Here is a 14,442-nt window from a genome sequence, read left to right as displayed (position 1 = left end):
GTGATGCTATCGCAGGCAAGCCAGCTCCCACAAAAGCCAGCTCGCACACACAAGCCGGCTCCCACATTTGGTTTTGTACTGTGGCTCAGATCAGCGTTGGTGCACCAACTGCCCCGCCGCATACGTCTGCAACACCGTCCGGTCATCCCCCAGCGTCATCAGCACAAACAACGTCTCGGCAATGTTATTGGCCTGCTTCAAGCGATAGCTGAGCAGCGGCGTGGCGTTGTAGTCCAGGACCAAAAAGTCTGCATCGGTGCCCGGCTGCAACGTGCCGATCTTGTCTTCCAGGCGTAGCGCTCGCGCACCGCCCAGAGTGGCCAGGTACAGCGACTTGAACGGGCTCAACCGCGCGCCCTGCAACTGCATGACCTTGTAGGCTTCGTTGAGGGTTTGCAGCAGCGAGAAGCTGGTGCCGCCGCCCACGTCGGTACCCAAACCCACATTCAACTTATGCTTTTCGGCCATCGGCAGGTTGAACAAACCGCTGCCGAGGAAGAAGTTCGAGGTCGGGCAGAAAGCCACCGCCGAACCTGTCTCAGCCAAGCGTGCGCACTCGTCGTCGCACAGGTGTACGCCGTGGGCAAACACCGAGCGTTCGCCCAGCAGTTTGTAGTGGTCGTACACGTCCAGGTAGCCTTTTCGCTCAGGGAACAGGTCCTTCACCCACTCGACTTCCTGCTTGTTCTCACTGATGTGAGTCTGCATGTAGAGGTCCGGGTATTCGCCTAGCAGTTGCCCGGCCAGCGCCAGTTGTTCCGGTGTGCTGGTGGGGGCGAAACGTGGCGTGACCGCATAGTGCAAACGGCCCTTGCCGTGCCAGCGTTCGATCAGCGCCTTACTTTCCTGGTAGCCGGATTCGGCGGTGTCGGTCAGGTAGTCCGGCGCGTTGCGGTCCATCATCACCTTGCCGGCGATCATGCGCAGGTCGAGCTTCTCGGCGGCTTCGAAGAATGAGTTCACCGACTGCGGATGCACACTGCCAAACACCAACGCAGTGGTGGTGCCGTTGCGCAGCAGTTCCTTGATGAAGATGTCGGCGACTTCCTCGGCGTGAGCCTTGTCGGCGAACTGGCTTTCGCACGGGAAGGTGTAGGTGTTGAGCCAATCCAGCAACTGCTCGCCATAGGCGCCGACCATGCCGGTTTGCGGCAGGTGGATATGGGTGTCGATCAGGCCGGGCGTGATCAGCGCGTCCTGATAATGGGTGATTTCAATGTCGGCCGGCAGCGTCGGCAGCAGGTCGCCGGCATGGCCGACAGCGCTGATCTGACCATTTTCGATCACCAGCAGGCCGTCTTCGAAATATTCATAAGAGGCTTCGATGCCCACTTCGGCGGGGTCGGCGATGCTGTGCAGGAGGGCGGCACGGTAGGCTTTGCGAGTTAAAGGCATGGTCGTCTCAATTCTTGGCAAAAGAAGTTGCAGCTTGGCTGCGGCGCGACGCCGGCAGCAGTTTGGCAATGGGTTCGGCGCCCGCGGTGTGCTGGCCGAAATTCGCGTTATAGGTGGCGATGATTTCGCCGGCGATGGAGATGGCGATCTCCACCGGCAGTTTGCCCTTCACCTCGGTGAGGCCCATGGGGCAGCGCATGCGTTGCAGTTGCGCGGTGTCAAAACCACGGTCGCGCAGGCGGTGTTCAAATTTGACCCGCTTGGTTTTCGAACCGATCAGGCCGAAGTAGGTGAAGTCATTGCGCTTGAGCAGGGCGGCGGTCAGTTCCAAATCCAGCGCGTGGTTGTGGGTCATGACGATGCAATAACTGCCCACCGGCAGGTCGGCAATTTCGTCGACCGGCTCTTCGCTGACGATTTTACGCACGCCCTGAGGGATGTGTTCCGGAAACTCCTGGTCGCGGGAATCGATCCAGCGCACCCGGCACGGCAGGCTCGCCAGCAACGGCACCAGCGCGCGGCCGACATGGCCTGCGCCAAATACGGCGATCTGCGCCTGCACCTGGCCCATCGGCTCGAACAGCAGCACGGTCACGCCACCGCAGCATTGGCCGAGGCTGGCGCCGAGGCTGAAGCGCTCCAGGTGCGTGTTCTGCTGGCCACGCACGAGCATGTCGCGGGCGATCTGCATCGCCTTGTATTCCAGGTGCCCGCCGCCGATGGTGTCGAAGGTCTGCGCGGCGCTGATGACCATCTTCGAACCGGCATTGCGCGGCGTGGAGCCGAGCTCTTCGATGATGGTCACGAGCACGCAGGGTTCACCGCGGTTTTGCAGGTCGGCGAGGGCGCTGATCCAATAGTTCATAGTCACCTCAACATCTCTGTTGTCTGTCCGGCCGCTTCGCAGGCAAGCCAGCTCCCACATTTGACCGGGTTCACAGATCAAAATGTGGGAGCCGGGCTTGCCCGCGATAGCAGCACTTCGGTCCTAAAGCGAAGCCATCTCGGTTTCAGGCTCAACAGCTTTCGCCGCCTGCAACTGCCGCATCTGCTCACAGCCCCACAACACCCGCTCCGGCGTTGCCGGCGCATCAATTTTCGGCTGATGGCGATAGTCGCCGAGGCTCGCCACCGCATCCTTGATCGCACACCAGGAAGCAATCCCGAGCATGAACGGCGGCTCGCCCACGGCCTTGGAATGGAACACCGTGTCTTCCGGGTTCTTGCGGTTTTCCACCAGCTTCACGCGCAGGTCCAGCGGCATGTCCGCCACGGCCGGGATCTTGTAGCTGGCCGGGCCGTTGGTCATCAGCTTGCCCTTGTTGTTCCACACCAGTTCTTCCATGGTCAACCAGCCCATGCCCTGGATAAACCCGCCTTCAACCTGGCCGATGTCGATGGCCGGGTTCAGCGAGGCGCCGACGTCGTGAAGAATGTCGGTGCGCAGCATCTTGTACTCGCCGGTCAGGGTGTCGACGATCACTTCGCAGCAGGCCGCGCCGAAGGCGAAGTAGTAGAACGGCCGACCGCGGGACTGGCTGCGGTCGTAGAAGATTTTCGGGGTCTTGTAGAAGCCGGTGCTCGACAGTGACACCTGGGCAAAATACGCCTGCTGGATCAACGCCTCAAAGGTCAGGATCTGCTCGCGTACACGCACATGGCCATTGTGGAATTCCACGTCTGCTTCGCTGACGTCGTACTTGCGCGCGGCAAACTCCACCAGGCGCTGCTTGATGATTTCGGCGGCGTTCTGTGCGGCTTTGCCGTTCAGGTCGGCACCGCTGGAGGCAGCGGTCGGCGAGGTGTTGGGCACCTTGTCGGTGTTGGTGGCGGTGATCTGCACACGGTCGATTTCCACCTGGAATATTTCCGCCACTACCTGCGCGACCTTGGTGTTCAACCCCTGGCCCATCTCGGTGCCGCCATGGTTCAGGTGGATGCTGCCGTCGGTGTAAATGTGGATCAGCGCACCGGCCTGGTTGAGGAAGCTGGCGGTGAACGAAATACCGAATTTGACCGGGGTCAGCGCCAGGCCTTTTTTCAGGATCGGGCTGTGGGCGTTGTACAGTCGGATCGCTTCGCGGCGCTCGGCGTACTGGCTGCTGGCCTCAAGCTCGGCGGTCATTTCTTCGAGCATGTTGTGCTCGACGGTCTGGTAGTAGTGGGTGACGTTGCGTTCGGTCTTGCCGTAGTAATTGACCTTGCGCACGGCCAGCGGATCGAGGGCCAGGTGGCGCGCAATGGCGTCCATCACCTCCTCGATGGCGACCATGCCTTGCGGGCCGCCGAAGCCGCGATACGCGGTGTTGGACGCGGTGTTGGTCTTGCAGCGGTGGCCGTTGACCGTGGCGTCGCCCAGGTAATACGAGTTGTCAGCGTGGAACATCGCACGGTCGACAATCGAGTTGGACAAGTCTGGCGAGCAACCACAGTTACCTGCCAGTTCCAGGTTAATCCCGTGCAGGCGGCCGCTGTCGTCAAAGCCTACGTCGTATTCGATATAGAAGGGGTGACGCTTGCCGGTCATCAGCATGTCTTCGACGCGCGGCAGGCGCATCTTGGTCGGCTGGCCGGTCAAGCGCGCCACCACCGCGCACAGGCACGCGGGGCTGGCGGCCTGGGTTTCCTTGCCACCGAAACCACCGCCCATGCGGCGCATGTCGACGACGATTTTGTTCATCGACACGTCGAGCACTTCGGCCACCAGCTTCTGCACTTCGGTGGGGTTTTGCGTGGAGCAGTAGACGATCATGCCGCCGTCTTCGGTGGGCATCACCGAAGAAATCTGGGTTTCCAGGTAGAAGTGTTCCTGGCCGCCAATGTGCAACGTGCCCTGGATGCGGTTTTTGGCGGTCGCCAGCGCGCCCACTGAATCACCGCGCTGGTGAGTGTGGCTGTCGAGCACAAAATGCTTTTTGCGGAAGGCCTCGACCACGTCCAGCACCGGCTCCAGGTCTTCGTATTCGATCACGGCGGCCATGGCGGCCTTGCGTGCAGTTTCCAGGTCGCGGGCGGCCACCGCGAGCACCACCTGGCCAACAAACTGCACGGTGTCGATCGCCAGCAACGGGTCGCCGGGCATCAACGGGCCGATGTCTTTCAGGCCGGGCACGTCTTCGTGGGTGATGACGATGCGCACGCCTTCAAAGGCGTAGCAGGGCGCGGTGTCGATGCTGAGGATTTTTGCGTGGGCGCGGTCAGACATGCGCGCATACAGATGCAGCTGATTAGGGAATTCCAGGCGGTCATCGATGTACTGCGCTTCGCCGGAAACGTGCTTGGCGGCGCTGTCATGCTTGACGCTGCGGCCGACTCCGGAGGTCAGGTCCTGGGAGAACAGCTCGGCCAGTTCAGCCTGGGTTTTAACGACGGCGTGATGGTTAGACATAAGCGGTCACCCGAGTCTCGATGTGCGGCGTTTGCAGTTCGATGAAGTATTTGCGCAGCAGGTTCTGCGCGCTGAGCAGGCGGTATTCCTTGCTGGCGCGGAAGTCTGACAGCGGCGTGAAATCTTCGGCCAGGGCGGTGCAGGCTTTCTCCACGGTGGCAGAATTCCAAGTCGCACCGACCAACACGGCCTCGCAGTTTTTCGCGCGTTTGGGCGTGGCAGCCATGCCGCCGAACGCGACGCGGGCTTCGCGGATTACACCGTTTTCAATCTTCAGGTTGAAGGCGGCGCACACCGCAGAAATATCATCGTCCAGGCGCTTGGACACCTTGTAGGCACGGAACAGTGTGTGGCCTTTGGGCACGATGATTTTTTCGATGAACTCGCTGTCCTGGCGCGCGGTGACGCGGTAATCGATGAAGTAGTCTTCCAAGGCCAGCGTGCGGCGTACGTCGCCCTTGCACAGCACGATCTGTGCACCCAGGGCGATCAGCAGCGGCGGTGAATCGCCAATCGGCGAGGCATTGCCGATATTGCCGCCGAGGGTGCCCTGGTTGCGGATCTGCAGGGAAGCAAAGCGGTGCAGCAGTTCGCCGAAGTCCGGGTATTCGTGGTGCAGCGCGGTGTAGCAGTCGGACAGGGCAGTGGCGGCGCCGATTTCGAGGTGGTCGTCGAAGTTTTCGACGCGCTTCATTTCTTCAATATTGCCGACGTAGATCATCACCGGCAGGGTGCGGTGAAACTGCGTGACTTCCAGCGCCAGGTCGGTGCCGCCGGCCAGCAGGCGGGCTTGCGGATAGGCGTCGTAGAGGTCGGCCAAGTCGGCGACAGTGAGCGGCACCAGGCAGCGTTTGTCGCCACTGTTGAGTTCACCGGTTTGGGTCGGCGCGATGGCTTTGAGACGGGCGATGGTCTCGGCTTGGCGGCTGTCAAACTGATCCACCGGCTTGTTGCAGCACGCCTGTTCGGCGGCGGCCAGGATCGGGCGATAACCGGTGCAACGGCACAGGTTGCCGGCCAGGGCTTCGTGGGCTTTCTGGCTGTCGGGGGCGTCGCTGTTCTTTTGCAGGGCAAACAACGACATCACAAAGCCTGGGGTGCAGAAGCCGCATTGCGAGCCGTGGCACTCGACCATGGCCTGTTGCACGCTGTGCAATTGGCCTTGGTGCTTGAGGTCTTCGACGCTGATCAGTTGTTTGCCGTGCAACGACGAGACAAAGGTCAGGCAGGAATTGAGGCTGCGATAACGAATCTGCTCCGCGCCCTGTTCGTCAGCGTGCAGTTCGCCGACCACCACGGTGCACGCACCGCAATCGCCGCTGGCGCAGCCTTCCTTGGTACCGGATTTGCCCAAATGCTCGCGCAAATAGTTGAGCACGGTCAGATTGGGGTCCAGGGCGTGCTCGCTACGGAGTTCCTGGTTAAGTAAAAACTGGATCACGGAAGGCCTCGCAGACTCATTATTGTTGTTAACCGCTTTGCGCCGAATCTAGTCATGTCTGACTTTTCGGTCAATGATTTTCTGACCAGAAGGTCAAGAAATTGCAGTCGCAACCTATTCAATTATGGTCCAGTCTTCTGAAACCGGCGTTTTTGGGGGCTTCTGGGGTTTCAGCGCTGCTTATTTCATGCCAAATTCGCCACGGTGGGCGTAGCGCCATCAGCGGGCCAATGCGCTACACTGCCGCGCTTGTACCGATAGCAGATTTTGAAGGGTAAACATGACGTTCAAGGCGCCGGACAGCCTCGCCGAGCAAATCGCTCACCACCTCGCCGAACGTATCATTCGCGGCGATCTCAAGCCTGGGGAGCGGATCCAGGAGCAGAAAGTCACGCTGGCACTCAATGTCAGCCGTGGTTCCGTGCGCGAAGCCTTGCTGATCCTCGAACGCCGCCATTTGATCGCGATCCTGCCGCGCCGTGGCGCCCACGTCACCGAACTCACCGCGCACAAGGTACAGAGCCTGTGCACGCTGATGGGCGAGCTGTACATCCTGTTGGGCAATGCGGTGGCCGAGGGCTGGCAGGTTCAGGCTGACATGGCGCCGTTCGTGCAGATCCAGCAGCGCCTGGTGGCGAGTTTTGAGCGCCAGGATATCCGCGCCTTCGTTGAAGAAAGCTTCAACGTGATGCGCGCCGCTTACCCTTTCGCGAATAACCCGTATTTGCAGGAAACCGTCGAGAACCTGCAGCCGGCGATGAACCGCGCCTATTACCTGGCGCTGGATCAACGCAAGGCGTCCATGAGCGAGTACCTGGCACTGTTCGAGCAATTGCTCGCCGCCGTGCTGGCCCGTGACCTGCCGCAGATTCGCGAGGTGCTGTCGGCCTATGGCCAGCGCAGCTGCTCGCTGGTGATCGCCGCGTTGGCGGACGCCTAAGCGTGCGGCTCAAGTGCATCAAACTGGCGGGGTTCAAATCCTTCGTCGACCCGACCACGGTGAACTTCCCCAGTAACATGGCGGCGGTGGTCGGGCCCAATGGTTGCGGCAAGTCGAACATCATCGACGCCGTCCGTTGGGTGATGGGCGAGAGCTCGGCAAAAAACCTGCGTGGCGAGTCGATGACCGACGTCATCTTCAACGGCTCCACCAGCCGCAAGCCGGTGAGCCAGGCCAGTATCGAGCTGGTGTTCGACAACTCCGACGGCACCCTGGTCGGCGAATACGCGGCCTACGCGGAAATCTCCATTCGCCGCAAAGTGACGCGCGACAGCCAGAACAGCTACTTCCTCAACGGCACCAAGTGCCGTCGCCGCGACATCACTGATATCTTCCTCGGCACCGGCCTGGGCCCGCGCAGCTACTCGATCATCGAGCAGGGCATGATCTCCAAGCTGATCGAAGCCAAGCCCGAAGACCTGCGTAACTTTATCGAAGAAGCGGCCGGCATCTCCAAGTACAAGGAGCGCCGCCGCGAGACCGAAAACCGTATTCGCCGCACCCATGAAAACCTCGCCCGCCTGACCGACCTGCGTGAAGAGCTGGAGCGTCAACTCGAGCGCCTGCACCGCCAGGCCCAGGCCGCCGAGAAGTATCAGGAATACAAAGGCGAAGAGCGCCAGCTCAAGGCGCAATTGTCAGCCCTGCGCTGGCAGGCGCTGAACGATCAGGTGGGCCAGCGCGAAGCGATCATCGGCACCCAGGAAATCAGCTTTGAAGCGCTGGTGGCCGAGCAGCGCAATGCCGATGCCAGCATCGAGCGCCTGCGCGACGGGCACCATGACTTGTCCGAACGCTTCAATCTGGTGCAGGGGCGTTTCTATTCGGTGGGCGGCGATATTGCCCGGGTCGAGCAGAGCATCCAGCACGGCCAGCAGCGCCTGCGCCAGTTGCAGGACGATTTGAAAGAAGCCGAACGCGCGCGCCTGGAAACCGAATCGCACTTGGGCCACGACCGCACGCTGCTGCTGACCCTCGGCGAAGAACTGGACATGCTCACCCCCGAGCAGGAAGTCACCAGCGCCGCCGCCGAAGAAGCCGCCGCGGCGCTGGAAGAATCCGAAACCACCATGCACGGCTGGCAGGAGCAGTGGGACACGTTCAACCTGCAATCCGCCGAGCCGCGCCGTCAGGCTGAAGTGCAGCAGTCGCGCATTCAGCAGCTGGAAACCAGCATGGAGCGTCTGGCCGAGCGCCAGCGGCGTCTGCAGGAAGAGCGCGTATTGCTCGCCGCCGACCCGGAAGACGCGGCGATCATGGAACTGAGCGAGCAACTGGCCGAAAGCGAAATGACGCTGGAAGAGCTGGAAGCCAGCGAAGAACAACAAGTGGAGCGCCTGGAGCAATTGCGTCAGCAACTGCAACAGGCGACCCAGGCGCAGCAGCAGGCCCAGGGTGATTTGCAGCGGCTCAACGGCCGCTTGGCGTCCCTTGAAGCCTTGCAGCAAGCCGCGCTGGACCCCGGCACGGGCACGGCCGAGTGGCTACGCGACCAGCACTTGGCCGAGCGCCCGCGCCTGGCCGAAGGTTTGAAAGTCGAGGCGGGGTGGGAGCTGGCGGTGGAAACCGTATTGGGCGCTGACCTGCAAGCCGTATTGGTGGACGATTTCGGCGGCTTCGACCTGGCCGGTTTTGCCCAGGGCGATTTGCGTTTGCTCAGCCCTGCGGCCAACGGCACGCGGGTCCCGGGCAGTTTGCTGGACAAAGTGGAGGCGGCGATTGACCTGTCGCCGTGGCTGGGCCAGGTCAAGCCGGTGGAGTCACTGGAGCAGGCCTTGGCCCAGCGTGGCCAGTTGGCTGCCGGCGAAAGCCTGATCAGCCGCGATGGCTATTGGGTTGGCCGGCATTTCCTGCGGGTGCGCCGCGCCAGTGAAGCCGAAAGCGGTGTATTGGCGCGTGGTCAGGAAATCGTCAACCTGAGCGCCGAGCGTGAAGAACGCGAGGCCACCCTCGAAAGCCTGGAAACCGAACTGCAAACCCTGCGCGCCACCCAGCGTCAGCAAGAGACTGGCCGCGAACACTTGCGCCGTCTGTTGCAGGACGAAGCGCGTCAGCAAGGCGAATTGAAAGCGCAGTTGTCGGCGAGCAAGGCCAAGGCCGAGCAATTGACCCTGCGCCGCACGCGCCTTGACGAAGAAGTCGCCGAGACGGGCGAGCAGCGCGCCCTTGAACATGAGCAGATCGGCGAAGCGCGCCTGCAATTGCAGGAAGCCCTCGACAGCATGGCGCTCGACACCGAACAGCGCGAACTGCTGCTGGCCCAGCGTGACAGCCTGCGCGAGCGCCTCGATCGCGTGCGCCAGGAAGCCCGTCAGCATAAAGACCACGCCCATCAGTTGGCGGTGCGCCTGGGCTCGCTGCAGGCTCAGCACACCTCCACGCGCCAGGCCCTTGAGCGTTTGGAGATGCAGTCCGAACGCCTGACCGAAAAGCGCGAGCAACTGAGCCTCAACCTGGAGGAGGGCGAAGCGCCGCTGGAAGAGTTGCGCCTCAAGCTCGAAGAGTTGCTCGACAAGCGCATGACCGTCGATGAAGAACTCAAGACCGCGCAGATCGCCCTGGAAGACGCCGACCGCGAACTGCGTGAGGCGGAAAAACGCCGGACCCAGGCCGAGCAGCAATCCCAGTTGATCCGCGGCCAGCTCGAACAGCAACGCATGGAATGGCAAGCGCTGACCGTACGCAGCAAGACCCTGCAAGACCAGTTGCTGGAAGACGGCTACGACCTGCACGGCGTGCTCAATACCTTGACCGCCCAGGCCAACGAGAAAGACGCCGAAGAAGAACTTGAACGGATTGCCGCACGTATTCAGAGGCTCGGCGCGATCAACCTCGCGGCCATCGACGAATACCAGCAGCAGTCCGAGCGCAAACGTTATCTGGATGCCCAGAACGCCGACCTTGTGGAAGCCCTGGACACCCTGGAAAACGTGATTCGCAAGATCGACAAGGAAACCCGTAATCGCTTCAAAGATACCTTTGATCAGATTAATGGCGGTTTACAGGCGTTATTTCCGAAAGTTTTCGGTGGAGGCAGCGCCTACTTGGAACTGACGGGCGAAGATCTACTCGATACAGGGGTGACGATCATGGCGCGGCCTCCGGGCAAGAAGAACAGCACCATCCATTTGTTGTCCGGTGGCGAGAAGGCACTGACCGCATTGGCCCTGGTATTTGCCATCTTCAAGTTGAACCCGGCGCCGTTCTGCATGCTCGACGAAGTTGACGCGCCGCTGGATGACGCTAACGTTGGACGGTATGCGCGACTGGTTAAAGAGATGTCCCAGACCGTGCAGTTCATCTATATCACCCATAACAAGATCGCCATGGAAATGGCGGATCAGTTGATGGGTGTGACGATGCACGAACCGGGCTGTTCGCGCCTGGTGGCGGTGGATGTCGAAGAAGCGATGGCGATGGTGGAGTCCTGAACCGCGTCATCGACCCGATTTTCAGCACGCAGCAGGTGGTTTGGCAGTCTGGCGAAAGTGGCAAATGGACATATTTGTTCAAGGCATTTTGACAGACGGTGTAAAGTTATCTTTGGTCGTGCTAGTTTAATGTCAAATTTTCGTATGCGTGGGCAAAACGTCAGTCAGAACATAGAGTTGGCGCCACGTTTTAAAGCGGTTTGCACGGTGCTAAACCCCTTATTTTTCAACATTTTTTATTAGAGGCACGGGATTACATGGAAATCGGTCTGCGCGAGTGGCTGATCGTCATCGGCATTATTGTCATTGCCGGTATTCTTTTTGATGGCTGGCGCCGCATGCGCGGTGGCAAGGGCAAGCTTAAATTCCGTTTGGACCGCAACCTGTCCAACTTGCCCGACGACGACGGCAGCGCCGAGCTGCTGGGGCCGCCCCGTGTGCTCGACACCCATAAAGAACCGCAACTGGACGAGCATGACTTGCCGTCGATGAGCGCGCCGGCGCGTGAAGGCCGTGAACCGTCTTCCAAACGTGGCAAGCGTGGCAGCGCGGCGGTGGCCGAGCCGCATCAGGGCGACCTGAACCTTGACGTCGATGACGGCCCGAGTTTCAGCAGCCGTGACGACGATTTCCCCGATGAGACCCCGACCAAAAGCAGTGCGCCGCGCCAATCGGTCAACGACCAGCCAGCCGCTGAAGAAGTTCTGGTAATCAGCGTGATCTGCCGCGACGCCGCCGGCTTCAAGGGCCCGGCGCTGTTGCAGAACATTCTGGAAAGCGGTTTGCGCTTTGGCGAGATGGATATTTTCCACCGTCACGAAAGCATGGCCGGTAACGGTGAAGTGCTGTTCTCCATGGCCAATGCGGTCAAGCCGGGCACCTTCGACCTGGACGATATCGACCTGTTCAGCACCCCGGCGGTGAGCTTCTTCCTCGGCCTGCCCGGCCCGCGTCACCCGAAACAAGCATTCGACGTGATGGTGGCCGCTGCCCGCAAGCTGTCCCAGGAGCTCAATGGCGAGCTGAAGGACGACCAACGCAGCGTCCTTACGGCCCAGACCATCGAACACTACCGTCAGCGCATCGTCGAGTTCGAGCGTCGCGCACTGACACAAAAACGCTGAGGATTGCTCTTCAGCGTTGTCAGTAGAATAAGCGCACTAACATATTGAGCAGCTTCGGCTGCTCTTTTGCTTTCTGAGAGAACACCCATGACCGCCGCCCACACCCGCATCCTCGAATTGCGCGCTGAACTGGATCAGCACAACTACCGTTACCACGTCCTCGACGAGCCGAGCATTCCGGACGCCGAATACGACCGGTTGTTTCACGAGCTCAAGGCCCTTGAAGCCGAACACCCGGAGCTGGTGACGCGTGATTCGCCGACGCAGCGGGTCGGCAGTGCGGCGTTGTCGGCCTTTACCCAGGTGCGCCACGAGATTCCGATGCTCAGCCTCGGTAACGCCTTCGATGAAACCACCATGCTGGAGTTTGACCGGCGGGTGACCGAAGGCCTCGACTTGCCGGTGGGCGATCTGTTCGGCGGCGGCGCGGCGGTGGAATACAGCTGCGAGCCCAAGCTCGATGGCCTGGCGGTCAGCCTGCTGTATCAGGATGGCGAGCTGGTACGCGGCGCCACCCGTGGCGACGGTACCACCGGCGAAGACATCAGCGTCAATGTGCGCACCGTGCGCAATATCCCGTTAAAACTGTACGGCAGCGGCTGGCCGGCGACCCTGGAAGTGCGCGGCGAAGTGTTCATGTCCAAAGCCGGTTTCGAGCGGCTGAACGCCTCGCAGCTGGAAGTCGGTGGCAAGACCTTCGCCAACCCGCGCAACGCCGCCGCCGGCAGCTTGCGCCAGCTCGATTCGAAGATTACCGCCAGCCGCCCGCTGGAGTTCTGCTGCTATGGCATCGGCCAGGTAACGGCAGATATCAGCGACACGCATATCGGCAACCTCAAGCAGTTGCAGAAGTGGGGCATGCCCATCAGTCACGAGCTTAAGCTGGCCAAGGGCATTCAGGAATGCCTGGACTACTACCGCGATATCGGCGAGCGGCGTAACAGCCTGGGCTATGAAATCGACGGCGTGGTGTTCAAGGTCAACAGCATTGCTTACCAGCGTGAGCTGGGTTTCCGCGCCCGCGAACCGCGCTGGGCAATTGCGCATAAATTCCCGGCAATGGAAGAGCTGACCGAGCTGCTCGACGTCGAATTCCAGGTCGGCCGCACCGGCGCCGTGACCCCGGTCGCACGCCTGAAACCGGTCAAGGTCGCCGGTGTGACCGTGTCCAACGCCACGTTGCACAACATGGACGAAGTCGCGCGCCTGGGCCTGATGATCGGCGATACCGTGATCATCCGCCGCGCCGGTGACGTGATCCCGCAGGTGGTCTCGGTGGTGCCCGAGCGTCGCCCGGAAAACGCCCGTGCGGTGCAGATCCCCGAAAGCTGCCCGGTGTGCGGTTCCCACGTGGAACGCACGCAGTTGGTCAAGCGCAGCAAGGGCAAGGAAACCGTCAGCGAAGGCGCGGTGTACCGCTGCGTCGGGCGGTTGGCCTGCGGCGCGCAGCTCAAGCAGGCGATCATTCATTTCGTCTCGCGCCGCGCCATGGACATCGATGGCCTGGGCGACAAGACCATCGAGCGACTGGTGGATGAGAAACTCATCGGCTCGCCGGCTGACCTCTACAAGCTCAAATACGAGCAGATCATCGACCTGGAAGGCTTTGCCGATATTTCCAGCAAGAAGCTGATCACCGCGATCGAAAACAGCAAATCCCCGACCCTTGCGCGGTTTATCTACGCGTTGGGCATTCCCGACGTGGGCGAGGAGACGGCCAAGGTGCTGGCGCGCTCGCTGGCGTCCCTGGAGCGCGTGCAGAAGGCCTTGCCGGAAGTGCTGACGTACCTGCCGGACGTGGGCCTGGAAGTGGCGCACGAGATTCACAGTTTCTTTGAAGACAGCCATAACCAGGAAGTGATCGGCGCGCTGCTGTCACCGGACGAATGCGCCCTGCAGCTGCAGGAACAAGGCGACCTGAGCGCCGAGTTTGCCGCCAGTGCAACCCTGGGTGGCTTGCTCGACAAGCTGCACGTACCCAGCGTCGGCCCGGGTGCTGCGCAGAAACTCGCGGATAAATTCGGCTCCCTGGAAGGCGTGCTCAAGGCCGACTGGCTGGACATGCGCCAGGCACTGCCCGAGAAGCAGGCGAAGGCCGTGCGCGATTTCTTCGATAACGAAAGCAACGCCCAACATGCCTTGGCCATCGAGCAACAGCTCAAGGACTTCGGCATGCATTGGCAGAGCGAGAAAAAGGTCGTCGAAGGCTTGCCGGAAGCGGGGCACACCTGGGTGCTGACCGGCTCCCTGGAGCTGATGAGCCGGGATGTGGCCAAGGACAAGCTCGAAAGCCTGGGTGCCAAGGTCGCGGGTTCGGTCTCGGCGAAAACCCACTGCGTGGTGGCTGGGCCGGGCGCCGGTTCGAAGCTCGCCAAGGCCAGTGAGTTGGGGGTAAAAGTGCTGGATGAAGAGGCGTTCGTCGCGTTCCTGGCCACGCACAACATTACCGTCTGACACCCGTTCCCGCGCAGCGCGTGGGAACGATCTTTGGCGGTAAATGATCTAGTCTCAGTCACCCAGGGAGAGATCGCCATGTTTCGCTACTTCGAGCAGCTCAGTTCACGCATCGCCGCACCGTTCACGGCAGGCTCGTCGCGCAACAGCAAGGTGTGGCAATGCCGCTGCGGCCAATCCCTGTTCTTTCGCAACAGCCAGTGCCTGGC

8 protein-coding genes are annotated in these 14,442 nt (G+C 61.2%); 4 read left to right on the top strand and 4 right to left on the bottom strand.

Annotated elements, in window-relative coordinates:
• Positions 1-90: 90 nt before the first annotated feature.
• The 4 genes from guaD to xdhA all read right to left on the bottom strand — a co-directional run bounded on the left by guaD (position 91) and on the right by xdhA (position 6,224).
• Positions 91-1,395 carry a guanine deaminase gene (gene guaD, locus WBB95_RS28415; RefSeq protein ID WP_424490603.1) on the bottom strand — a complete coding sequence of 435 codons (1,305 nt, stop codon included), beginning with the start codon at positions 1,393-1,395 and terminating at the stop codon, positions 91-93.
• Between the two features lie 7 nt (positions 1,396-1,402).
• Positions 1,403-2,260, bottom strand: coding sequence for a xanthine dehydrogenase accessory protein XdhC (gene xdhC / locus WBB95_RS28410; RefSeq protein WP_424490602.1), 858 nt, complete (start codon positions 2,258-2,260; stop codon positions 1,403-1,405).
• A 123-nt stretch (positions 2,261-2,383) separates the two neighbouring features.
• Positions 2,384-4,783 carry a xanthine dehydrogenase molybdopterin binding subunit gene (gene xdhB, locus WBB95_RS28405; RefSeq protein WP_424490601.1) on the bottom strand — a complete coding sequence of 800 codons (2,400 nt, stop codon included), beginning with the start codon at positions 4,781-4,783 and terminating at the stop codon, positions 2,384-2,386.
• Positions 4,776-6,224, bottom strand: a complete 1,449-nt coding sequence (xdhA, locus tag WBB95_RS28400) for a xanthine dehydrogenase small subunit (RefSeq protein ID WP_424490600.1) — start codon at positions 6,222-6,224, stop codon at positions 4,776-4,778. The genes xdhB and xdhA overlap by 8 nt, the downstream gene beginning before the upstream one ends.
• A gap of 280 nt (positions 6,225-6,504) precedes the next feature.
• Between xdhA and WBB95_RS28395 the strand changes: the two genes are divergently transcribed.
• The 4 genes from WBB95_RS28395 (at position 6,505) to ligA (ending at position 14,233) form a co-directional block, all read left to right on the top strand.
• The gene (locus WBB95_RS28395) at positions 6,505-7,164 is read left to right on the top strand and encodes a GntR family transcriptional regulator (RefSeq protein ID WP_424490599.1); all 660 of its coding nucleotides are present in this window, start codon (positions 6,505-6,507) and stop codon (positions 7,162-7,164) included.
• A gap of 2 nt (positions 7,165-7,166) precedes the next feature.
• Positions 7,167-10,655 carry a chromosome segregation protein SMC gene (gene smc / locus WBB95_RS28390; RefSeq protein ID WP_424490598.1) on the top strand — a complete coding sequence of 1,163 codons (3,489 nt, stop codon included), beginning with the start codon at positions 7,167-7,169 and terminating at the stop codon, positions 10,653-10,655.
• A gap of 257 nt (positions 10,656-10,912) precedes the next feature.
• Complete coding sequence (gene zipA, locus WBB95_RS28385) at positions 10,913-11,779, top strand: cell division protein ZipA (protein ID WP_424490597.1); 867 nt, start codon at positions 10,913-10,915, stop codon at positions 11,777-11,779.
• Positions 11,780-11,866: 87 nt separating this feature from the next.
• A complete protein-coding gene (ligA, locus tag WBB95_RS28380) occupies positions 11,867-14,233 on the top strand; it encodes an NAD-dependent DNA ligase LigA (protein WP_424490596.1) in 2,367 nt (788 codons plus the stop codon).
• The last annotated feature ends 209 nt before the right edge of the window (positions 14,234-14,442 follow it).

Source organism: Pseudomonas sp. (assembly GCF_049645325.1).
GTDB lineage: Bacteria > Pseudomonadota > Gammaproteobacteria > Pseudomonadales > Pseudomonadaceae > Aquipseudomonas.
This window is presented reverse-complemented; position numbering and strand designations above follow the sequence as displayed.

Coding starts and splice junctions, on each gene's coding strand:
- ligA (WP_424490596.1), top strand. CDS start 11,867: ATGACCGCCGCCCACACCCGCATCCTCGAATTGCGCGCTGAACTGGAT.
- xdhC (WP_424490602.1), bottom strand. CDS start 2,260: ATGAACTATTGGATCAGCGCCCTCGCCGACCTGCAAAACCGCGGTGAA.
- WBB95_RS28395 (WP_424490599.1), top strand. CDS start 6,505: ATGACGTTCAAGGCGCCGGACAGCCTCGCCGAGCAAATCGCTCACCAC.
- zipA (WP_424490597.1), top strand. CDS start 10,913: ATGGAAATCGGTCTGCGCGAGTGGCTGATCGTCATCGGCATTATTGTC.
- guaD (WP_424490603.1), bottom strand. CDS start 1,395: ATGCCTTTAACTCGCAAAGCCTACCGTGCCGCCCTCCTGCACAGCATC.
- xdhB (WP_424490601.1), bottom strand. CDS start 4,783: ATGTCTAACCATCACGCCGTCGTTAAAACCCAGGCTGAACTGGCCGAG.